The sequence below is a fragment of the Petrocella sp. genome (assembly GCF_059865615.1).
In genome coordinates this window covers 35,761-56,203 of sequence record NZ_JCBCDA010000030.1, presented here as the reverse complement: position 1 = coordinate 56,203, position 20,443 = coordinate 35,761, and the positions used below count along the sequence as shown (strand labels likewise).

Annotated in this window: 22 protein-coding genes; all 22 read left to right on the top strand. The window is 37.5% G+C overall.

The window, feature by feature from the left end; translation table 11 throughout:
* The 22 genes from dprA to fliY all read left to right on the top strand — a co-directional run bounded on the left by dprA (position 1) and on the right by fliY (position 20,376).
* On the top strand, positions 1–1,137 hold the full coding sequence (dprA, locus tag AC6F8J_RS03670; protein ID WP_500721100.1) for a DNA-processing protein DprA: 1,137 nt from the start codon (positions 1–3) through the stop codon (positions 1,135–1,137).
* Positions 1,138–1,186: 49 nt separating this feature from the next.
* Positions 1,187–3,250: a type I DNA topoisomerase gene (topA, locus tag AC6F8J_RS03665; protein ID WP_500721098.1), complete on the top strand. Its 2,064-nt coding sequence runs from the start codon at positions 1,187–1,189 to the stop codon at positions 3,248–3,250.
* 84 nt (positions 3,251–3,334) lie between these two features.
* Positions 3,335–4,102 (top strand): GTP-sensing pleiotropic transcriptional regulator CodY, encoded by a 768-nt coding sequence (codY, locus tag AC6F8J_RS03660; protein WP_500721096.1) that lies wholly within the window; start codon positions 3,335–3,337, stop codon positions 4,100–4,102.
* Between the two features lie 410 nt (positions 4,103–4,512).
* The gene (gene flgB / locus AC6F8J_RS03655; protein WP_275841754.1) at positions 4,513–4,887 is read left to right on the top strand and encodes a flagellar basal body rod protein FlgB; all 375 of its coding nucleotides are present in this window, start codon (positions 4,513–4,515) and stop codon (positions 4,885–4,887) included.
* Between the two features lie 23 nt (positions 4,888–4,910).
* Complete coding sequence (gene flgC, locus AC6F8J_RS03650; protein ID WP_500721094.1) at positions 4,911–5,354, top strand: flagellar basal body rod protein FlgC; 444 nt, start codon at positions 4,911–4,913, stop codon at positions 5,352–5,354.
* Positions 5,355–5,364: 10 nt separating this feature from the next.
* Positions 5,365–5,667, top strand: coding sequence for a flagellar hook-basal body complex protein FliE (fliE, locus tag AC6F8J_RS03645; RefSeq protein ID WP_500721092.1), 303 nt, complete (start codon positions 5,365–5,367; stop codon positions 5,665–5,667).
* A 46-nt stretch (positions 5,668–5,713) separates the two neighbouring features.
* Complete coding sequence (fliF, locus tag AC6F8J_RS03640; RefSeq protein WP_500721090.1) at positions 5,714–7,315, top strand: flagellar basal-body MS-ring/collar protein FliF; 1,602 nt, start codon at positions 5,714–5,716, stop codon at positions 7,313–7,315.
* 4 nt (positions 7,316–7,319) lie between these two features.
* A complete protein-coding gene (fliG, locus tag AC6F8J_RS03635; protein WP_500721088.1) occupies positions 7,320–8,327 on the top strand; it encodes a flagellar motor switch protein FliG in 1,008 nt (335 codons plus the stop codon).
* Positions 8,311–9,114 carry a FliH/SctL family protein gene (locus AC6F8J_RS03630; RefSeq protein WP_500721087.1) on the top strand — a complete coding sequence of 268 codons (804 nt, stop codon included), beginning with the start codon at positions 8,311–8,313 and terminating at the stop codon, positions 9,112–9,114. The genes fliG and AC6F8J_RS03630 overlap by 17 nt, the downstream gene beginning before the upstream one ends.
* An 11-nt stretch (positions 9,115–9,125) precedes the next feature.
* Positions 9,126–10,430, top strand: coding sequence for a flagellar protein export ATPase FliI (fliI, locus tag AC6F8J_RS03625; protein WP_500721085.1), 1,305 nt, complete (start codon positions 9,126–9,128; stop codon positions 10,428–10,430).
* An 11-nt stretch (positions 10,431–10,441) separates the two neighbouring features.
* On the top strand, positions 10,442–10,894 hold the full coding sequence (gene fliJ, locus AC6F8J_RS03620) for a flagellar export protein FliJ (protein WP_500721084.1): 453 nt from the start codon (positions 10,442–10,444) through the stop codon (positions 10,892–10,894).
* An 11-nt stretch (positions 10,895–10,905) separates the two neighbouring features.
* Positions 10,906–11,637, top strand: a complete 732-nt coding sequence (locus AC6F8J_RS03615; protein WP_500721082.1) for a MotE family protein — start codon at positions 10,906–10,908, stop codon at positions 11,635–11,637.
* 89 nt (positions 11,638–11,726) lie between these two features.
* Complete coding sequence (locus AC6F8J_RS03610) at positions 11,727–13,130, top strand: flagellar hook-length control protein FliK (RefSeq protein WP_500721080.1); 1,404 nt, start codon at positions 11,727–11,729, stop codon at positions 13,128–13,130.
* 12 nt (positions 13,131–13,142) lie between these two features.
* Positions 13,143–13,694 carry a flagellar hook capping FlgD N-terminal domain-containing protein gene (locus AC6F8J_RS03605; RefSeq protein ID WP_500721078.1) on the top strand — a complete coding sequence of 184 codons (552 nt, stop codon included), beginning with the start codon at positions 13,143–13,145 and terminating at the stop codon, positions 13,692–13,694.
* A gap of 15 nt (positions 13,695–13,709) precedes the next feature.
* Positions 13,710–14,099 (top strand): TIGR02530 family flagellar biosynthesis protein, encoded by a 390-nt coding sequence (locus AC6F8J_RS03600; RefSeq protein ID WP_500721076.1) that lies wholly within the window; start codon positions 13,710–13,712, stop codon positions 14,097–14,099.
* 81 nt (positions 14,100–14,180) lie between these two features.
* Positions 14,181–15,482 carry a flagellar hook-basal body complex protein gene (locus AC6F8J_RS03595; protein ID WP_500721074.1) on the top strand — a complete coding sequence of 434 codons (1,302 nt, stop codon included), beginning with the start codon at positions 14,181–14,183 and terminating at the stop codon, positions 15,480–15,482.
* A 74-nt stretch (positions 15,483–15,556) separates the two neighbouring features.
* Positions 15,557–15,757 carry a flagellar FlbD family protein gene (locus tag AC6F8J_RS03590; RefSeq protein WP_500721073.1) on the top strand — a complete coding sequence of 67 codons (201 nt, stop codon included), beginning with the start codon at positions 15,557–15,559 and terminating at the stop codon, positions 15,755–15,757.
* Positions 15,758–15,779: 22 nt separating this feature from the next.
* Positions 15,780–16,571, top strand: a complete 792-nt coding sequence (locus AC6F8J_RS03585) for a MotA/TolQ/ExbB proton channel family protein (protein WP_500721071.1) — start codon at positions 15,780–15,782, stop codon at positions 16,569–16,571.
* A 2-nt stretch (positions 16,572–16,573) separates the two neighbouring features.
* Entirely contained in the window at positions 16,574–17,410 is an 837-nt protein-coding gene (locus AC6F8J_RS03580) for a flagellar motor protein MotB (protein WP_500721069.1), read from the top strand.
* Positions 17,411–17,574: 164 nt separating this feature from the next.
* Complete coding sequence (locus AC6F8J_RS03575) at positions 17,575–18,141, top strand: flagellar basal body-associated FliL family protein (protein ID WP_500721067.1); 567 nt, start codon at positions 17,575–17,577, stop codon at positions 18,139–18,141.
* A gap of 39 nt (positions 18,142–18,180) precedes the next feature.
* Positions 18,181–19,164 carry a flagellar motor switch protein FliM gene (gene fliM / locus AC6F8J_RS03570; protein WP_500721065.1) on the top strand — a complete coding sequence of 328 codons (984 nt, stop codon included), beginning with the start codon at positions 18,181–18,183 and terminating at the stop codon, positions 19,162–19,164.
* A 3-nt stretch (positions 19,165–19,167) separates the two neighbouring features.
* Positions 19,168–20,376, top strand: a complete 1,209-nt coding sequence (gene fliY, locus AC6F8J_RS03565; protein ID WP_500721063.1) for a flagellar motor switch phosphatase FliY — start codon at positions 19,168–19,170, stop codon at positions 20,374–20,376.
* The last annotated feature ends 67 nt before the right edge of the window (positions 20,377–20,443 follow it).

Genomic DNA, 20,443 nt, shown 5'->3' with positions numbered 1-20,443 from the left:
ATGAATCATAGAAAATATTGGTTATGGATAACAAGAATTCCCGGCATCGGGTATAAGAAAATAAAGATTTTACTTAATACATTTAAAACACCATACACGCTGTATTATGCCAAGTCAGAAGCAATAACCCTTTGTATGCAACATCCTGTATTTGATAAGAAAGACTTGAAAAACTTATTAGATGCAAGGGACCTAAAGTCCTTGATTGCTTATGAAAAAAGATTAGAAGCGCTGAACATTCAATATGTAACCATAAAGGATGAAGATTATCCGACACAACTGTTTAGCCTCTTTGACCCACCTTTTGTTCTGTATTACAGAGGTAAATTCATAGAACATCCATTATCCATTGGTATGGTTGGTTCTAGAAACTGTACCGCCTATGGTAGGAAGGTGGCTGAGTATTATGCTGAACAATTGGCAACCAATAAAGTGAACATTATTAGTGGAATGGCAAGAGGCATAGATAGCTACAGTCACATAGGTGCTCTAAAAGGCAAGGGATTTACTACCGCAATATTAGGATCTGGAATCAATGTTTGCTACCCTAAAGAAAATGAATCTTTAATGACAAATATAATAAAGCATGGGTGTGTGATTTCGGAATATGGCTTAGACGTTGTACCAAGGCCGGGTTTATTTCCTATGCGCAATCGTTTAATTAGTGCATTAAGTGATGGCATACTTTTAGTAGAGGCGCGAGAAAAAAGCGGTTCACTCATCACAGTTGATTTTGCGCTTGAATATGGAAAAGATATTTTTGCCATACCTGGAGATGTTTTAGGTGGCACCAATAGAGGGTCTAATAACATTGTTAGAATGGGGGGGAAACCGGTATTTTCAGTAGAAGATGTACTTGAAGAATATTCAATTTTTTCAACAAATAAACACGCAATTATTGATGAAATTGAAAAAACACTTGAAGAAAAGGAAAAAATAGTATATTCTTGTATAAGTCTTGCCCCGGTATTTATAGACGAGATAGCAAGACAAATTGAGATGTCCATGAATGAGTTACAATTTATACTCACCAAACTTGAGATAAAAGGCGCTGTCATACAGTTGCCAAACAAATATTATATACGAGATCATCCAAGAGGCAATAAAGTAAACGCAGTCATAAGTGAAGGCATCTAGCTTGGCAGTTTACCGCTAAGAAGACTAAAAGATCTATAGGAGGATAACTATGGCCAAGAACCTTGTCATTGTTGAATCGCCTGCAAAGGCTAAAACAATTAAAAAATTTTTAGGACCTAATTATAAGATAGAAGCTTCTATGGGTCATGTCCGTGATTTACCAAAAAGTCAATTAGGTATTGATATTGAAAATGACTTTGAACCCAAATATATCACCATAAGAGGCAAAGGAGAACTACTTGCTAAGCTTCGTAAGGAAGTTAAAAAAGCAACGAAAGTCTATCTTGCAACTGACCCTGACCGAGAAGGAGAAGCCATATCTTGGCATTTACTTCATTCTCTTAAGCTTGAAAACAAAAGTACCTATAGAATCACATTTAATGAAATCACAAAAAATGCGGTTAAAGACTCTATAAAAAATGCAAGAGAAATTGATATGAATCTTGTTGATGCACAGCAGGCACGACGATTGCTAGACAGGGTAGTAGGTTATAAGATGAGTCCGGTACTATGGAAAAAAGTAAGAAAAGGCCTAAGTGCAGGACGTGTTCAATCAATTACCTTGAAGTTGATTTGCGATCGTGAACACGAGATCAACGATTTTATACCGGAAGAATATTGGAGCCTAGACGCCAAATTGGAAATCAAAGAAACCAAGGATATCTTCACAGCCAAGTTCTATGGAACTCTAGATGAAAAAATAGAGCTAAAAAATGAAAAACAAGTCAAAGACATATTAGAAGATCTAAAAGGTAAATCATTTAAAATAGTTCAAATACTGGAAAAAGAAAGAAAAAAGAAAACAGTATTGCCCTTTACAACAAGTACCTTACAACAAGAAGCATCAAAAAAATTGAATTTTACAGCAATCAAAACCATGAGAATTGCCCAACAGCTTTACGAAGGTATTGAAATAAAGGATGAAGGCACCATAGGATTGATTACCTATTTGAGAACGGACTCAACAAGAATTTCAGATGAAGCACATAATAATGTTATTGAGTATATAATAGAACATTATGGTGAAACATATGTTAATAGGGACCATAGTCAAAACAAAAAAAAGGAAGGGGTTCAAGATGCCCATGAAGCCATCAGACCTTCCTATGTAAACCTTAGCCCGGACGAGATAAAAGGATCATTAAGCCGTGATCAGTATAAGCTGTATAATCTCATTTGGAGACGATTTGTGTCCAGTAGAATGATGTCGGCCATCAATATTGTCAAGTCTGTAAAAATCGATGCAGGCAATTACAGATTTACTACTGCCTTAACAACGCAATTATTTGACGGATTCTTAAAAGTATACAAAGAAGATGAAGAAAAAGAAGATAAGCAGTCCATATCAAAATTAAATGATACATCCAAATTGAAAAAAATGGAGATGTTAGATGAGCAACACTTCACTCAACATCCGCCTAGATATACAGAAGCAAGTCTTGTCAAAACCTTGGAAGAAAATGGTGTTGGCAGACCCAGTACGTATGCACCGACCATAGCGACAGTTATGGCAAGAGGTTATGTTTCAAAAGAGAGCAAACAGCTATTTCCAACAGAATTAGGTGAGATTGTTAATGAAATGATCAGTAATTACTTTGATGGTGTTATAGATGTGACCTTTACAGCAAGTATGGAAAAACAGCTGGACGATGTAGAAATTGGGGTTATGGAATGGAAAGACGTACTTAGAAACTTTTTTCCTAATTTCGAAAAAAAGGTAAAAATTGCAGAAGAAGAAATTGAGAAAATTGAACTTAAAGATGAAGAAACAGATATAATATGTGAAAAATGTGGACGCAATATGGTCATAAAAATGGGTCGCTATGGCAAGTTTTTAGCCTGTCCCGGATTTCCCGACTGCAGAAACACCAAACCAATCCTTGAAAAAGTTGAAGGAGTAGAATGTCATAAGTGTGGTGGTGAAGTCCTGGTCAAAAAGACCAAAAAAGGTCGACGTTATTATGGCTGTGAACATAATCCGGAGTGTGACTTTATGACATGGAACCTTCCAACGTCCGTCAAATGTGATAGATGTAATGCAATAATGGTTGATAAAGGCAAAAAATTAATGTGTAGCAACGATGAATGTAAGAATGTTGTGTCAAAAGAATAAAGTGTTGAAATAGTTAAATAAGAACTTGAATTTGTATGTAATTTGTACTATAATTTATACAGGCTATAATCAGGAGGTAGAACTTTGAGCGTTCAATTGTTAGATAAAACAAGAAAGATTAACAAGCTACTGCAGAAAACTGGGACACAAAGGGTCATATTCACAGATATTTGTGAAGTGATGAGTGATATATTAAATGCAAACGGTCTGGTTCTTAGTAAGAAAGGTAAGTTGTTGGCATCTTATTCCAAAGATGGTATCCATGATATAGAAGAGCTTCTTACAGACGAACTTGGAGAACTGGTGGATGAACAGTTAAATGAACGTTTGTTGAATATTTTGTCTACCAAAGAGAATGTAAACATGGCAACCCTTGGATTTAGTGAACGCATTAGTGCATCTAAGTTTGTTGGCATGATTGTACCTATTGATATTGCTGGGGAACGGCTTGGCACTTTTTTTATCTATAGGAATGAAGAAATGTTTGACATCGAAGACATAATACTAGGTGAATATGGTGCTACGGTAGTAGGGCTAGAAATAATGCGGTCTGTCAATGATGAAAACTCTGAAGCTATTCGAAAAACCAGTATTGTTAAATCGGCTATAGGTACCTTATCTTTTTCAGAACAAGAAGCCATCAAACATATATTTAATGAGCTTGAAGGTGATGAAGGCATTCTGGTAGCGAGTAAAATAGCAGATCGCGTTGGAATTACCAGATCAGTCATTGTAAACGCACTAAGAAAGTTTGAAAGTGCCGGTGTAATTGAATCCAGATCTCTAGGAATGAAGGGCACATATATAAAAGTATTAAACGACTTATTATTAGACGAAATCGGAAAAATATAAGCGATAACGAGGGGAGGTTGCGTGCAGCCTCTTTTTTGGTTCTCTAGGAGCGTCATACTTTAGTATTCAGCCTAAAAGCGTGGCAGAATACGTCAAAGACCTTTCCGGTCGAACCGTTCAGAAATATGAGCAGAGCTCATAACGAAGCGAAGCTTCTTTTCTTGAGGAATCAGATAACTATGGATTGTATATTTGACTATAAACTGATACAATATATTGTGTGTGCCGATAATAGATATGACATTAAAACCAATCATGGTTAAAGGGGCAAAACTAAGTTTCACTAAATCCACATACAATATATAGATTATTTTGATGCATTCATAACTATATATTGTATGTGAAATTTCAACTATATAGTTTTGATACCTTAACCAATCATAGATTAAAATGGATTTGGAGATGAAACGATGATAAATAATCGACTTTTTCAAACAACCGATATTATTAATAAAGCAATGCAAGGCACTTGGGCTAGAAATGAAACAATATCAGCCAATATTGCCAATGTGGATACACCAGGTTATAAAAGGCAGGATGTGGTTTTTGAGACATACTTAAGAGATGCAATGCGAGGAAACAGAAAAATCAGTCAAGAAGATTTATCGAGAATAACACCAAAAAAAATTCAAGATATGAGTGCTGCAAGTTTTAGACTTGATGGCAATACAGTCGATATTGATACAGAAATGGGGTATCTCGCGGAAAATCAACTGCGTTATAATGCCCTTATAAGTCAAGTTAACTATAACTTCAGTCGAATAAAAAGCGTTTTGAATAGTTAGGCAAATATTAAGGAGGAGATTACATGTCATTTTTTGGTTCAATGAATGTTAGCGCTTCAGGGATGACCGCTCAAAGACTTCGTATGGATACGATTTCACAGAATATTGCCAATGTAAACACAACCAGAGGTGAAAATGGTCAGCCTTACCGTCGTAAAACTGTTGTATTTGAAGAAATCCAAAGTCGAAACAACTTTAAAGGCATGTTAAATGAATACTTGAATGAATATTCGGTTAACGGAGGCGTAAAAGTCACAAGGATTATAGAAGATAATAAACCACCAATTAGAGCCTATGATCCATCTCATCCGGACGCAGACGAAGAAGGTTATGTTTCTATGCCAAATGTCAATACCATAGAGGAAATGACCAACTTGATATCAGCCAATCGTTCATATGAAGCGAATATAACAGCATTTAATGCATCTAAGTCCATGATATCCAGTGCCCTTAATATTGGAAGGTAAGGTGAGATAGATGAATATCCAGCCGGTTAATCAGATTCAATCCTCGTTAGCGCTAGGTAAAGAAGAAGTTGACTTTAAGGAACAATCGCCATTTAAAGCATTATTTCAAGCAGCTATGAATAATATTGAAGGTACAAACAACTTGACAAAAAAAGCGGATCAGATGAGTCTGGATTTTGCAGTTGGCAAGATAGATAATATAGCAGATGTTATGGTTGCCCAAGAAAAAGCAAGTATAGCACTTCAATATACGGTTCAATTAAGAAACAAGCTTTTAGATGCCTATAATGAAATTATGAGGATTCAAATATAAGATTACAGTGTAAAGTTAAAGATGTTTTAAGATAAGGAGTGGCACGATGCCTGAATTTATAACAAATTTTTCCAATCAGATTACAGAGTATTGGAATAAATTTACACGGACTCAAAAATTACAGATTATCGGTATTTTTTTAGCAAGTGTAGCTGCTTTAGTCGTTTTAACAGTTATTTTAAGTCGACCAAACATGATAATTTATGCTGAAAACGTGACACCGGATCAAATGACGGCAATGGTGGAAATACTAACAGCCAATAACATTGACCATAGATATGAAGATAATGCATCGACCTTATATGTGGATAGTCGTAAGTTCCAAGATGCTAAGTTATTATTATTTGAGCAAGGCATATTGTCAGCTACGACCTTTCGGTGGAAGGAAGCGTTCGATACTTCTTTGACCACAAGCAGTGACGATCGAGCCATGATGCAACAATTAGCCTTCGAAAATGAGCTTGGTGGTTTAATTGAGCTGATTGACAAAGTTAAATCGGCAAGGGTTAAGATTGTTTTGCCGGATACCCAACGTTTTGTGCTTCAACAAGAAAAAGAAGCATCAGCATCGGTTATACTAACAACCAATGGGGAACTAACTGAAGATCAGGTTTTTGGGATAGCTTCTTTTGTAGAAACCGCTGTTGACAATTTATCCATCAACAAAATAAAAATATTAGATTCCAATGCAAAGCTACTATTTAACGGCAGCAATGATAGCAGTATATTTGGAAGTCTGAATTCACACATGGATTACAGAAATGCATACGAAGCCAAGTATGAAAGCACCATAGAAAGCCTATTGCTGGCCCGTGGAGAATACGATGACGCGGTTGTAGGGGTGAATCTAAAGATAGACTTTGACAGTGTCAGTAGTCAATCAGAAGTGTATACGATCGCTGAAGGGGCTACAGAACCTTATCCAACAAGAGTATATATATATGAATCGACAGGTACCTCAACGGATGCAGGTGGCATACCGGGGACGGATACCAATGCGGATACCCCAGCGTATCCTATTGACGGTGGAGGTGGTTCTGAAAGCGAAGTCTTTATCTCAGATAAAGACCTTGTACCGAACTCAACTGTGACCAATACAGTAAGAAGCATTGGCAATATTATACCGGAGGATTCGACGGTAACAGTTACTTTAAACAAATATATTTATCATAGACAGGCATTATTGGAAGAACAAGGCTTGTTAGAAGACACCACTTGGGAACAGTACCAAGAAGATAATAGTATTAGAAATGCAGTAGAAGTAGACCCTAACATTGTACAGTTGATTGCCAATGCTTCTAATATTGACGAAGTATTTGTAATGGCTTATGAAGTACCTGTATTCGTTGACACACCTATTGAAGAAAGTAGAGTGGCAGATTATATACCGGTCATCATTATTATACTTATGATTGCACTACTAGGCTATGCAGTCTATAAAGGAACAGAACCGGTGGAGATTACGGAAGTGGAACCGGAATTGTCAGTTGAAGATATGTTGACGACAACAAAAGTAGGTGACGAGTTAGAAGCCATAGAATATGATGGAAAGTCAGAAGCAAGGGTTCAAATTGAAAAATTCGTAGATGAAAATCCGGATGCAGTGGCTCAACTTTTAAGAAATTGGCTAAATGAGGATTGGGAGTGATAAGATGGCAAGTCAACAGCAACGTGGCATTGAAAAAGCAGCAATTTTGCTCATAGCGCTTGGTCCTGAAAAATCATCTATGATTTTCAAGCATTTAAAAGAAGAAGAAATCGAAGAACTAACCTTACAGATTGCAAATACAAGAGCAATATCACCTAAGGACAAAGAAAGTATAATTAATGAGTTTTATCAGATTTGTTTGGCGCAGTCCTACATTGCAGAAGGTGGTATTGGTTATGCAAAAGAACTTCTTGAAAAAGCTCTTGGATCAGATCGGGCGATGGAAGTTATTGGAAGACTCACTTCATCTCTTCAAGTCAGACCATTTGAGTTTGTCAGAAAAACAGACCCGGGACAATTGCTTAACTACATTCAAGATGAGCATAATCAGACAATCGCATTAATTCTATCCTATCTAAATCCTCAGCAGGCATCCATGGTTTTGGCAGCATTACCACAGGAGAAACAGGCTGATGTAGCCAGGAGAATTGCTCAGATGGATAGAACATCACCAGATGTTATCAAAGATGTGGAAGATGTACTTGAGAGAAAATTATCCTCACTGATGACACAAGACTTTACGATCGTAGGTGGCGTAGATGCCATCGTACAGATATTAAACTCAGTGGATCGAAGTACTGAAAAACATATCATGGAAACCCTTGAGATTGAAGACACAGAGTTAGCAGAAGAGATTCGTAAAAAGATGTTTGTCTTTGAAGACATTCTCTCCTTGGATGACCGTTCGATTCAAAGAATCTTACGTGAAGTCGACAATAATGAACTTGGCATAGCCCTAAAAGGTTCTGGAGAAGAAGTACAAAAAGTTATATTCAATAATCTATCCAAGCGTTTAGCAGCGATGATTAAAGAAGAAATGGAATTTATGGGACCCATTCGTTTGAAAGATGTTGAGGAAGCCCAACAGAAGATTGTTAATATTATTCGTAAACTAGAAGATGCAGGCGAAATTGTAATATCACGTGGTGGAGGGGATGAAATCATTGTCTAAGATTATTAAAGCACCCTTTGTATCCATGTCGGAAATACGTAAGGAAATTCAAACCATAGATCCCCATAATCCTAACATCATACATCCGGTCAATAGGGGAGTAGAAGAGCATGATTATGGCGTGGAAGAAGAAGCACAACATAGCGAATATGAAGGAGAAGCCATTGATGACGAAGTGATTGATGGCTCTCGTACTATTGCTGTAGAAGAAACAGAGCTTCTGATACAAGAAATGTTGGATGAAGCACAAAGTATGGGGGAACAGATTAAAGAACAAGCAAGAGAAGAAGGTTTTGAAGCGGGTTATGAAGAAGGCATCGTAGCAGCCAAGTCAGCCATAGACCAAAAAATGGATCAACTTGACCAAGAACGAGAGGCCATGTTGGCTCAGAATAAGGCGTATATTCGAGACTTAGAAGCCAAAGTGGCGGAAGTTATCAGCCAACTGCTTCACAAAATGATTGGACGTTATGCAGATGATCCTAATATTATTCTATATTTGGTGCGGCTAGCATTTGAAGAAATCAACATTTACGGCAGTATTGTCATAAAATGCTCTCCAGAGGATTTTGATTACTTAGTGGCTCATAAAGATGTTTTAAGTGAGAATTTAAGTGAAAAAGTGAACCTTGAAATACTTAAAGAAATCACTTTAGAGAAAAACCAGTGTTTTATAGAAACAGATATAGGAAACATTGATTGTAGCTTACAAGTTAGGCATGATAGTTTACAAAAAGAGCTAAAACTAATAAAAGAAAGTCTGGGAAGTATGACTTCAGGCCATTAGAGAGGGTACATATGATCAGCATGGACAAGTATAAGGCCTTGGTCGAAAAATCATATATTAAACACTTGGGTAGAGTCAGTAAGATCATTGGATTAACCATTGAATCTTTGGGTCCTAGTGTTAATTTAGGGGAGCTATGTACCATAAGCTCTCCTACGAGTGGTGCAAAAGTTCTTGCGGAGGTCGTCGGTTTTAAAGAAAACAAAATACTACTAATGCCTTTAGATGACTTAGCAGGGATTGGTCCAGGATGTATTGTGGAAGCCATTGGTCATGAACTCAGAATATCCGTAGGTAGTCGACTACTGGGCCGTATCTTAGATGGCCTTGGCAAACCCATTGATGAATTGGAGCCGGTCTACTCAAAAGAAATGTACCCAATAGAACAAGGTGCACCGGACCCATTGAAGCGAACCAGAATTACAGAGGTCTTGCCCATGGGTGTTAAAGCAATAGATGGCATATTAACCATAGGAAAAGGCCAGAGAGTGGGTATATTTGCAGGTAGTGGGGTTGGAAAAAGTACGCTATTAGGAATGATAGCAAGAAATACCCACGCAGAAGTAAACGTCATAGCTCTAATTGGAGAGCGTGGTCGTGAGGTGCGTGAGTTCATAGAAAAAGATCTGGGAGAAGAAGGCTTGAAACGTTCTGTTATTGTTGTTGCAACATCAGACAAACCGGCACTCATTAGACAGAAGGCTGCAAAAACAGCAACAGCAATAGCAGAGTATTTTAGAGATCAGGGCAAAGATGTGATGTTGATGATGGATTCCTTAACCCGGTTCTCAATGGCCCAGCGAGAAATTGGTCTAGCCATAGGTGAACCACCTGTTAGTAGAGGTTATACGCCATCGGTTTTTGCAGTCATGCCCAAATTATTGGAACGCGCAGGTAATTCAGATATTGGATCAATAACAGCTTTATATACCGTACTGGTAGATGGAGATGACATGAATGAACCCATTACAGATGCAGCAAGAGGTATATTAGATGGTCATATTGTTTTATCAAGACGTATGGCTAATAGAAACCATTATCCGGCAATTGACATATTACAAAGTATTTCAAGAGTTATGACGGACATTGCAACGAATGAACATCTAGAGTTAGCCAATAAGCTCAAATCCAGCTTGTCCGTCTACAACGACGCAGAGGATTTGATTAACATAGGTGCCTATGCCAAAGGCAGCAATCCGGAGATAGACGATGCGATAAAAAAATATCAGCAAATAAAAGCATTTTTAACACAATTTACCCATGAAAAATATGATTTTGATGAAGTGGTTGACAAATTAGGAAAAATATATGAATAAGGTTGATGCATATGGCGAAGTTTCATTATTCGATGGAAAACATATTGAATGTAAAAACAAAAATTGAAGAACAAAAAAAAATGGAACTGGCAAAAGCCATGATGGCTCATAAGGTGGAGATAAAGAGGCAAGAAGCAATCAAAGCAGAGCTTGATAAGACCATAGAGGATTTTAGGGAACGTCAAAAGCAGTCTCATTCGGTTACTGAGTTTAAACGTCTTAATCATAACGTCAATTATTATGAAAAAGCCTATAAAACTCAAAAGGAAGTGGTTGTAAAAGCTAAAGAAAAAGTAGAAGTAAAAAGAAAGGCGTTACAAAATGCTTTAGAAGAGAAAAAGATACAAGAAAAATTAAAAGAAAAGGCTCTAGACGTTTTCTTAGAAGAAGAAAAATATAAAGAAATAAAGATGTTGGACGAAATCGTAGGCTTTCGTTATTCAACTAAAACCGATGAAGAATAAAGGAGGCAAAAATGGCAAGAGATCACACGGAAAATAAGCAAAACAATATAATAAAAATAGTGGGAGGCATTCTAGTAGGATTATTGATATTGGCCATAGCATTTGCCGCTTTGATAAAATTTGATGTCGGTGGGTTAGGAACGACGGTCATAGGACCGCTCATTATAGACGTACCTGTACTGAACATGATTCTGCCTGAAATGCCGGAAGAAACAATGAGTGAGGAAGATAGAGAAGCATATAATTTTGCGACGGTGGATGAAGCTGTAGAAATATTGAGAATAACAGAAAAAATGCTAAAGGAAAAGAGCGAAGAAGCCGAAAATATAGGTGAGCAATTAACAGCTTTGACAGCCGAAGTGGAACGTCTAAGGATATTCGAAGCCAACCAGGTTCAGTTTCAAGAAGACAAAGCCCAGTTTGACGAATTACTAGCGACGACACCGGAAGCCATTGTATACACAGAGTGGTTCGAGAAAATGTATCCAGAAAATGCTGTAGCACTTTACGAAAGCATGATTGGTTCAGTTGTTTTCGACGAAACGCTTAAAGAAACAGTGGCCATCTATCAAAACATGAAACCAGCTCAAGCGGCACCGGTTTTAGAGAGCATGAGTATTACCCAGATGAATCAGGTGGCTGCCATCATTACAGGTGTATCACCGGATCAAGCAGCAAAGATTATGGGGCTGATGGAACCTAGAACTGCAGCAAGAATTACATCTTATATTTATCCAGAATAAGGAACAATTTGATGGCGAATTGTTCAAGGTGGGAAGCCACCAAAACGAAAGCTAAAATAATACTTTCCCGAAGTAGAAAGGAGACAACTATGAATTCAGTTGCAAATCAAAACGTTGCAGCATTGATGAATTCGAATTTTGGAACTCACAAAAGTAACACCAACTTAAACCATTTCTCAAAAAAAGAGTTCTCAAAGGTTTATAACCATGAAAAAAACATTCAGCAACTTGATAAAAAACAATTTGAAGCACTCAGCAATGAGAAAACAAAAGAACCTTCAAAGCTTGAATCTGACAATACCGCTGTAGGTAAAAACAGTGACCAATCTGTCAATCAAAGAGAAAAAATCAAGCCAATGAATGAAACCGTGAAGAAGGCAATCGCTTCGACAACCAAAGAGGAATCAGTTGAGGAAACTTCAGAACTTGAGACTGTTACAAAAGACATGATTATGGTGGATTATAGTGCACTAGAGCAGATGGCTTTAGCCATCGTTAGTGAATTATTAGGTATACCGGAGGCATCCTTGCAGATGAATCTGGAGACCATGAATATGAATGTTTTTGATTTATTAAACATGAACAGTCTATCAGAACTTCTTGGTAATGTATTTCAGTTAGAAGAAACCACCCTATTAACCCATGGAGAGGCTTTTAAAAGTTTTAAGGCTATACAGACGGAACTCAAAGCATTACTTGAATCCGTTAACATGAGTGAAAAAGAAGTTTTGGATGCCATGAATCATCTAATGGAAGGCAAAACACTTGTAACAGAAAACCAAGTGGTAGCCGCAAATGGAGAAATACCTTCAAGTACGATTGCCACAGAATTGGATGATGGCCAAGGCGACAAACAAGAGGTTAAGTTGGAAGTCCATGATTTGAGAAGCCAAAAAGTCACAACACAATACGATCAAAAGGAAACAAGTAAGCAAAAAGGTGATCAATCTTTTAGTACATTGTTTTCTCAGAACATGATAGATCTAAAAGAAGTAGTTGTGGTGAATAAGGCCGGTGAAGTCAAGTATCAACAAGTGAGTACAAACGATATCATCAATCAGATTGTAACAAAAGCCATTGTTAATCTATCAGATACAAGAACATCTATGAATCTGCAATTAAACCCTGGAAACTTAGGAAAAATAGCTGTTTCAGTAGTAGCCGAGCAAGGCTTGGTAAAAGGGCAGTTTGTGGCAGAAAATGAAGTGGTAAAACAAATAATTGAAAGTAACATTGGACAGCTAAAGAGTCAGCTAGAGCAACAAGGTATCAAAGTGGACAAGATTGAAGTGACACTTGGCAATGCCAATTTGCATTATCATCAAAAAGAACAAAGCGATCAGCGTCAGTCATACAATAAGACCAGACAAGACAGAATAAACCGTTTGAATAGACTTCATAGTATTGAAGTGGTCCAACCGGAAATCAAGTCAACAGAGATCTCTAAAGATGTGGATGGCAATACGGAGCATACAGTGGAGTACTCAGCGTAAGGTGGTGACAAAATGTCAACAGTAGATTCAATACAAGATATTATGGCCAAATATGGAATGGATGCAATTAAGGATAAAGGCAAGTCAGATAATCTAAATAAAGATGCTTTTCTACAGTTACTCGTAACACAAATGCGTTATCAAGATCCTTTGGAACCGGCAAAAAATGAAGATTTTCTAGCACAGATGGCACAATTTTCATCCTTAGAACAGATGCAAAATTTAAACACAAGTTCGACCATGCAACAAGCGTACAGCTTAATTGGGAAAACAGTATTGGGCTTGTCATACAACGAAGTTTCAGGAGAAAGTAAGTATGTAGAAGGCGTTGTACAGAGTGTAACACTAAAAGGCGGAGAAGCATTTTTAAATGTGGAAGGTGTAGATGTAGCACTAGCAAAAGTAGAAGCCGTACTTAATAATCACGCAACAAGTAACGAAGCGATGATTGGTGCAATCAATCAGATTAATGAAGCGTTGGTAGCCATCAATGAAAAAATTGACCGTATAGCAGCAGGTGAAACAGAAGAAGAAGCGGTTGGAAATGTAGAAGAAGGACAGTAAGGAGGCGGACTAAAAATGATCATACAAAATAGACCTATACCGCCGATTAGACAGGTTCAAGTAGAACAACAAAGAACCAAATCCATAGAAAAAAAGAACATCGACACCAATAAGTTTGCTAATATTTTGCAGCAGCAGATTCAAAGTCAAGATAAGCTGAAATTCTCAAAACACGCCAGCATGCGTTTGGATGTTAGACAAATTGAATTATCAGATGACCAAATAACCAGACTTGAGGCTGGTGTTAGTAAAGCAGAAGCAAAAGGGATTAAAGAATCACTCGTCTTAATGGACAACGTTGCGTTAGTGGTCAACATTGAGAATAAAACAGTTGTAACCGCTCTAGATCAATCAGAAGCTAGAGAACATGTATTTACAAACATAGATGGTGCTGTATTGATATAGCCGGACCTCGTGAAGGAAGCTATGAAACTTTAAATGACAGAGAAGTTTCGATACAGTATAGACATAAGGAGGTTGTACATTATGATGCGTTCAATGTACTCAGGTGTTTCAGGTCTTAGGATTCACCAAACAAAAATGGATGTTATTGGTAATAACATCGCAAACGTTAACACAGTTGGTTTTAAAAGTAGCCGTGTAACCTTTAGTGAAGTATTTAGTCAAACCATACAAGGTGCCAGTGGTGCCAGTGAAAATACCGGTGGTAGAAACCCTATGCAAATAGGGCTAGGTTCATCTATCTCTTCAGTAGATGTGGATATGGGAGAAGGTGCGGCACAACGTACGGATAATCCCCTAGACCTTAAAATCGAAGGCGATGGCTTTTTTGTTGTCAGTGATATCACAGGCAATAAATTCACAAGAGCCGGCGCTTTTAGAATTGATGAAGCAGGCAATCTGGTTAATCCTGAAGGCCTCAATGTGATGGGCTGGAAAACAAATCCAGCAACTGGCGAAATACAAAAAGGACAAGTTGAGCCTATTCAGATTCTAAATCCGGTCAATCTTTATTCCGAACCAACAGCAACCAGCAACATAACTTTATCAGGAAATATTAACATTAATGATACCCAGTTATCAGACCCTAATGGTGTGCCTTTTACAGCCAACTTTTATGACAGCTTAGGTTATAGATATACTGCAGAGTATCGTATTACTAATTTACCAGTTGCAAATGCAAACCAGTTTACAATCACCTTAACAGATGCCAGCATCACAGATGCTAACGGCAATGTGGGTGTTGCTACAGGCTTGGCACCCATTGCTCAGGTTATTGAGTTTGATCCGGCTACAGGTAAGATTATAGCAGGTGCCGATACATTTGATATGACCAACTTGGTAACACCATTTTCGACTTTCAGCAATATGACAGTTGATTTTGGAGACTTAACTTTATTTGCCGGTAACACAACCCTTGAGGCAATCTCAGGTGATATTAATGGTATTGGTTCAGGTAATCAAGCCGGTAGTATATCTGGATTTGAAGTGGGTGGCGACGGTAAAGTTATAGGTAGGTATACCAATGGACAAACTAAGATTCTCGGACAGATTGTGGTTGCAGCCTTCCAAAACCCTGCTGGACTCCAAAAAGTGGGTAATAATCTGTTTATAGCAACAACCAACTCAGGTGACTTTGACGGCTTAGGCCAAGATATCACATCAAGAGGTGGTAGCTTCAATTCAGGTGTTCTTGAGATGTCCAATGTGGACTTATCAAGAGAGTTTACCGAAATGATTACAACCCAAAGAGGGTTCCAAGCGAACTCTAGAATCATAACTTCTTCAGATGAACTGTTACAAGAACTTGTAAATCTTAAGAGATAATGGTAAAATTTAATAAATTGTGGCGCTTGTTCGGTTGCATGTAGCAACCGACAATCGCTTAGAGGTGTGATGATATGATTTTTGTAACAAGATTGAACGGACAAAGCTATTTGTTAAACAGTCGACTCATTGAATCGGCTGAAGAAAAGCCGGACACAACTTTGGTTCTAACCAATGGCAAAATAATTATTATCAGTGAAAGTCTTGAAGAACTTCAAAAGAGAATCATTGATTTTGAAGCAAAAATACTCAATTATAAGACCGACAAGAGTTAAGTAATAAGATAGAGGTGGACATATGGATATTGCAACGATTATAGGTTTGGCGGCAGGTGTTTTCTTTTTTGCCATGTCAATAATACTGGATAAAGGACTTACAGGTCTGTTGGCATTTTGGAATGCACCTTCTGTTATGATTACCTTTGGTGGCGCTTTTTCCTCTGTTTTAATTATCCATCCCTTAGACAAATTTATTAATTCAATAAAATCAGTAAGTAAAGCATTTAAAAATACAATCATGGATGAGGCTGGCGTTATTAGAAACATCATTGAATTGTCAAATGTTGCGCGTAAAGAAGGGCTTCTGGCTCTTGAAGAGGCAGCTGAGAATATTGATGATGATTTTTTAAAAAAAGGCATCATGTTGGTCGTTGACGGAACAGATCCGGAACTTGTAAGGAATATTCTGGAAACAGAATTAATTTTTATCGGAGGTCGACATAAAGAAGTCGCCACATTTTGGGAAAAAGTAGCAGAAATGGGACCGGCTTGGGGTATGATCGGTACCCTAATCGGACTAATTAATATGCTTGGAAGTTTGGACGATCCATCAGCAATTGGTCCTGCAATGGCCGTAGCCTTGTTAACGACGATGTATGGTTCTCTTCTTGCCAATCTTGTAGCAACCCCTTTTTCAGAAAAACTCAAAATTAAAAGCCAACAAGAAATGTTGTTGAAAGAGGTTATGATTGAAGGATTATTATCCATTCAAGCAGGAGAAAATCCAAGGGTTATTGAAGAAAAGCTAAAAGCTTTCTTAGCACCGGTACTTAGAGCTTCACTCAATCCTAACGGAAAAGAGGGTGAGTAAAGATGAAGAAAAGAGAAGAAGAAGCAAAAAAAGGGGCGCCAGCATGGATGTCAACATATGGTGATATGGTAACGCTCTTACTTTGCTTTTTTGTACTATTGTTTTCCATGTCCAGTGTGGATATTCGTAAATTCAAGGAAGCCATAGCCTCCTTTAATGATCAGATTGATATTATGCCTGGCGGGGAGGCCCTTGTTGAGGCAGATTTAATTACCAGTGGTGTAGATCAACTCAGTGACATTCAGATTATTGTTGAAAATAACCTTTCTCAAGGGTCAGAAGGTACAACACAGTCGGATGAAGAACTATCCGATGAACAAAAAAGGGCTATTGCCTTAGACGAAGCAAGAGAAGTCTATGAACGTGTTAACGAATTCCTAACAGACCAAGGTGTAAGAGAAGAAGTGGATGTAAGTTATGCCCTTAATTTCGTTAAAATCACCATACCGGGTGAAGCCTTATTTGACAGTGGCCAAGCGGTTATAAAACCAGAGGCGTTAAATGTAATATCGATACTTGGAGAAATGATACAAGGACAAAATTTCGAAACCTATAACGTTCAAATTGAAGGTCATACAGATAATGTACCAATAAGTACCGTTTTTTTCCCCAGCAATTGGGAACTGTCAGCGAGTAGAGCCATAGCGGTTGGCAAATATTTAATTGACAATATGGGCTTTAGTGAAGAGAAAATTGCATGTACCGGTTATGGTGAATATCGACCGATTGTGAGCAATGACAGCAGTGTAAATCGAGCTAAAAACAGAAGGGTCGAGATGAAGATTGTACTTCAAAGCGAAGAAGTAAGGGTTGAAGAATATAATACAATCAATGGTTAAGGTGTCAAAACTATATAGTTGAACTTTTGCATACAATATATAGTTATGAATGCATCAACGTAATCTATATATTGTATGTAAATTTAGTGAAACTTAGTTTTGACCCTTTAACCATCAATGCAGAGTAAAAAGTCCAAAGACATTGATGGAATAAAGGAGTAATTATGGCTAAGAAGAAACAAGTAGAAGTTGACGAGGCTGGCGTTGAAAAGGTAGCAAAAAAACCACAAGATAAGAGCAAGATTGTCATGATGATTGGTGTCGTATTGATTATTGTATCCCTAATCTTTTCAATGATATCCTTAATTACGATTATAGGTATTAGTAAGGCACTAAGAGGAGAGGAAGAAGCAGCTATATTAGAGGAAAACGGTTCGCCGCAGATATCGGTCAAAGACATTGAACCTTTTACTTTTTCGGAAAAGTTTATATTTATCTATAACGATACGGGGAACTCAGGTAGAACCCATAACGTGGTTGTAGAAATTGGTGTTGGCATCTTAAAAACAGAAAGAGATGCAGGCAAAGTCTTAGATAGCATGACAACAAGGGAGACCATTTTGAGAGACGGCATCGAAACCCTGATGAAATCCAAAAGCTATGAAGATTTTGTTAGTGTAGAATCGACAAATGCTTTAAAAAATGAGATTCTTCTATATTTACAAAGTCGTCTAGAATCAGAGTCCATCGTAGATGTTTACTTCAACAATTTATTAACATCATCAAAATAATGGTATTTATGATGACATAACAAAAAAGGTGGTGAAGTGATGGGTGAGGTATTATCTCAAAATGAAATAGATGATCTGTTGAATGCATTAAATACTGGCGAACTGGATGTTGAAGAGTACAAGCATAGCGCGTCTGCTAAGCATGTCAAGGAGTACGATTTTGCAAGGCCCTCCAAATTTGCCAAAGAGCATCTCAGAACATTGGAGATTATATTTGAACATTATGCAAGACTTGTATCAACAGCTTTACCAGCCTATATGCGAACTTCTTGTCAAGTAGAAGTTATCAATTCAGAAGCCGTATCATTTTCTGAATTTTCAAACGCTTTATCCAACCCTATCCTTCTAGGTATTATGGATTTATATCCGCTAAAGGGCAATGTATTGATGGATTTGTCCGTAAAAATAGGGTTTTCCATTATTGATCGACTCTTGGGCGGCAAAGGAGAGACTTTAGATAAGGAGAGGGACTTTTCAGAAATCGAGCTGGCCATCATTGAAAAAATTATGGTCATTTGTGTAGATCTTTTGGTAGAACCGTGGGAGAGCGTGGTTGGTTTGGAACCCAGACTTGAGAAAATCGAAACCAACTCTCAGTTTGCCCAAGTTATATCGCCGACAGAGATTATCGCCTTAATAACATTGAACCTAAGAATTGGTAATGTAGAGGGTTTGGTCAATATTTGTATACCTTATACCTGCGTAGAACCCATTATTGACAAGCTTAATACAAAGTTCTGGTTCTCGTCTATGACAGAATCCAATGAAGAGGTTTATAGAGACATCATAGAAAAAAGAATTGCTCAAGCACAAATCCCGGTAAAAGCCATCTTAGGAAAAAGCATTATTACAGTTAATGATTTTATTAATCTTCAGATTGGTGATATCATTAAGTTAGACAAGAAAATAACCGAAGATATAGAAGTCAAGGTTGGAGACATAGAAAAATTTATAGCTAAAGCAGGATTGTTTGAAAAGAAAAATGCGGTTCAAATCGTTTCGATTATACGGAAGGAGGAATAGTTTATGGGAGAAATGCTATCTCAAGAAGAAATAAATGCTCTACTAAAAGGTTTAGATGAAGATGAAGATACAAGCAAGACAGAGTCCTCAAGTAGCACGCTTACAGATGTGGATAAAGATGCCATCGGTGAGGTTTCTAACATTAGCATGGGAACAGCTGCCACCACTTTATTTAGTTTGGTCAATCAAAAGGTGGTTATAACAACACCAACCGTGTCTCTTGTACATTGGGATGATATCGTTAAGGAATATGCAAGTCCTTGCGTCTCTATACAAATCGTGTATAAAGAAGGACTAGAAGGAACCAATCTGCTCATTTTAAAAGAAGAAGATGTTAGAGTAATCACTGACTTAATGATGGGTGGAGACGGAAGTAATCCGGATGAAGAATTATCGGACCTACATCTAAGTGCGATTAGTGAAGCTATGAATCAGATGATTGGATCAGCGGCGACTTCCATGTCATCTATGTTTAATAAGAGAATTGACATAGCCCCACCCATATCGAATCATCTTGATTTAACAGAATCCTTTGACCAAACGGAGGTAGCTGAATTCTTAGGCGGCGAATTTATTCGTGTTTCCTTTAGATTACAGATTGGCGATTTGGTTGATAGTGAGATGATGCAGTTATATCCTATTGAATTTGCTCAAAAGATTAGCGACAATTTCTCGAACACAAAAGAGAAAGAAGAACAGAAAAAAGAACTATCAGCAAAGCAAGAACAACAAAATCAACAAGCAAGTGCGCCTCCACCACAAGCCCAAGCCCAAAATCAATATCAACAACTTGACATGAATCAGGGCATGAATCAAGCTATGAATCAAGGTATGAATCAAGATATGAATCAAGGTATGATGCCACCAGGTTATAATCAAAATGGTATGAACCATCAAAGAAACGTTGAAGTTCAGCAGGCACAATTTCAAAATTTTGATATGGGCTCTTTTGTACAACAAAAAGAGAACATAGATTTGATTATGGATGTGCCCCTTGAAGTGACCGTAGAACTCGGTAGAACCCATAAGTCGATACATGATATACTGGAATTTGCTCCAGGTACCATTATTGAGCTCAATAAGCTGGCAGGTGAACCTATAGATGTGCTGGTCAATGGTAAAATCGTAGCAAAAGGAGAAGTCGTCGTTATTGATGAAAACTTTAGCATACGTATAACAGATATCATTAAGCAAGCCGGACAAATTTTGTGATATACATTTTAATGAAGTATGTTATAATGAAATAGATGCATTTGTAATATATCGAAGGAGAGAAAAA

What these genes read in the sequence shown, in the direction of transcription:
- dprA (WP_500721100.1), top strand. Translation starts at nt 1, where the DNA reads ATGAATCATAGAAAATATTGGTTATGGATAACAAGAATTCCCGGCATC.
- topA (WP_500721098.1), top strand. Translation starts at nt 1,187, where the DNA reads ATGGCCAAGAACCTTGTCATTGTTGAATCGCCTGCAAAGGCTAAAACA.
- flgB (WP_275841754.1), top strand. Translation starts at nt 4,513, where the DNA reads ATGATAAATAATCGACTTTTTCAAACAACCGATATTATTAATAAAGCA.
- flgC (WP_500721094.1), top strand. Translation starts at nt 4,911, where the DNA reads ATGTCATTTTTTGGTTCAATGAATGTTAGCGCTTCAGGGATGACCGCT.
- fliE (WP_500721092.1), top strand. Translation starts at nt 5,365, where the DNA reads ATGAATATCCAGCCGGTTAATCAGATTCAATCCTCGTTAGCGCTAGGT.
- fliF (WP_500721090.1), top strand. Translation starts at nt 5,714, where the DNA reads ATGCCTGAATTTATAACAAATTTTTCCAATCAGATTACAGAGTATTGG.
- fliG (WP_500721088.1), top strand. Translation starts at nt 7,320, where the DNA reads ATGGCAAGTCAACAGCAACGTGGCATTGAAAAAGCAGCAATTTTGCTC.
- AC6F8J_RS03630 (WP_500721087.1), top strand. Translation starts at nt 8,311, where the DNA reads ATGAAATCATTGTCTAAGATTATTAAAGCACCCTTTGTATCCATGTCG.
- fliI (WP_500721085.1), top strand. Translation starts at nt 9,126, where the DNA reads ATGATCAGCATGGACAAGTATAAGGCCTTGGTCGAAAAATCATATATT.
- fliJ (WP_500721084.1), top strand. Translation starts at nt 10,442, where the DNA reads ATGGCGAAGTTTCATTATTCGATGGAAAACATATTGAATGTAAAAACA.
- AC6F8J_RS03615 (WP_500721082.1), top strand. Translation starts at nt 10,906, where the DNA reads ATGGCAAGAGATCACACGGAAAATAAGCAAAACAATATAATAAAAATA.
- AC6F8J_RS03610 (WP_500721080.1), top strand. Translation starts at nt 11,727, where the DNA reads ATGAATTCAGTTGCAAATCAAAACGTTGCAGCATTGATGAATTCGAAT.
- AC6F8J_RS03605 (WP_500721078.1), top strand. Translation starts at nt 13,143, where the DNA reads ATGTCAACAGTAGATTCAATACAAGATATTATGGCCAAATATGGAATG.
- AC6F8J_RS03600 (WP_500721076.1), top strand. Translation starts at nt 13,710, where the DNA reads ATGATCATACAAAATAGACCTATACCGCCGATTAGACAGGTTCAAGTA.
- AC6F8J_RS03595 (WP_500721074.1), top strand. Translation starts at nt 14,181, where the DNA reads ATGATGCGTTCAATGTACTCAGGTGTTTCAGGTCTTAGGATTCACCAA.
- AC6F8J_RS03590 (WP_500721073.1), top strand. Translation starts at nt 15,557, where the DNA reads ATGATTTTTGTAACAAGATTGAACGGACAAAGCTATTTGTTAAACAGT.
- AC6F8J_RS03585 (WP_500721071.1), top strand. Translation starts at nt 15,780, where the DNA reads ATGGATATTGCAACGATTATAGGTTTGGCGGCAGGTGTTTTCTTTTTT.
- AC6F8J_RS03580 (WP_500721069.1), top strand. Translation starts at nt 16,574, where the DNA reads ATGAAGAAAAGAGAAGAAGAAGCAAAAAAAGGGGCGCCAGCATGGATG.
- AC6F8J_RS03575 (WP_500721067.1), top strand. Translation starts at nt 17,575, where the DNA reads ATGGCTAAGAAGAAACAAGTAGAAGTTGACGAGGCTGGCGTTGAAAAG.
- fliM (WP_500721065.1), top strand. Translation starts at nt 18,181, where the DNA reads ATGGGTGAGGTATTATCTCAAAATGAAATAGATGATCTGTTGAATGCA.
- fliY (WP_500721063.1), top strand. Translation starts at nt 19,168, where the DNA reads ATGGGAGAAATGCTATCTCAAGAAGAAATAAATGCTCTACTAAAAGGT.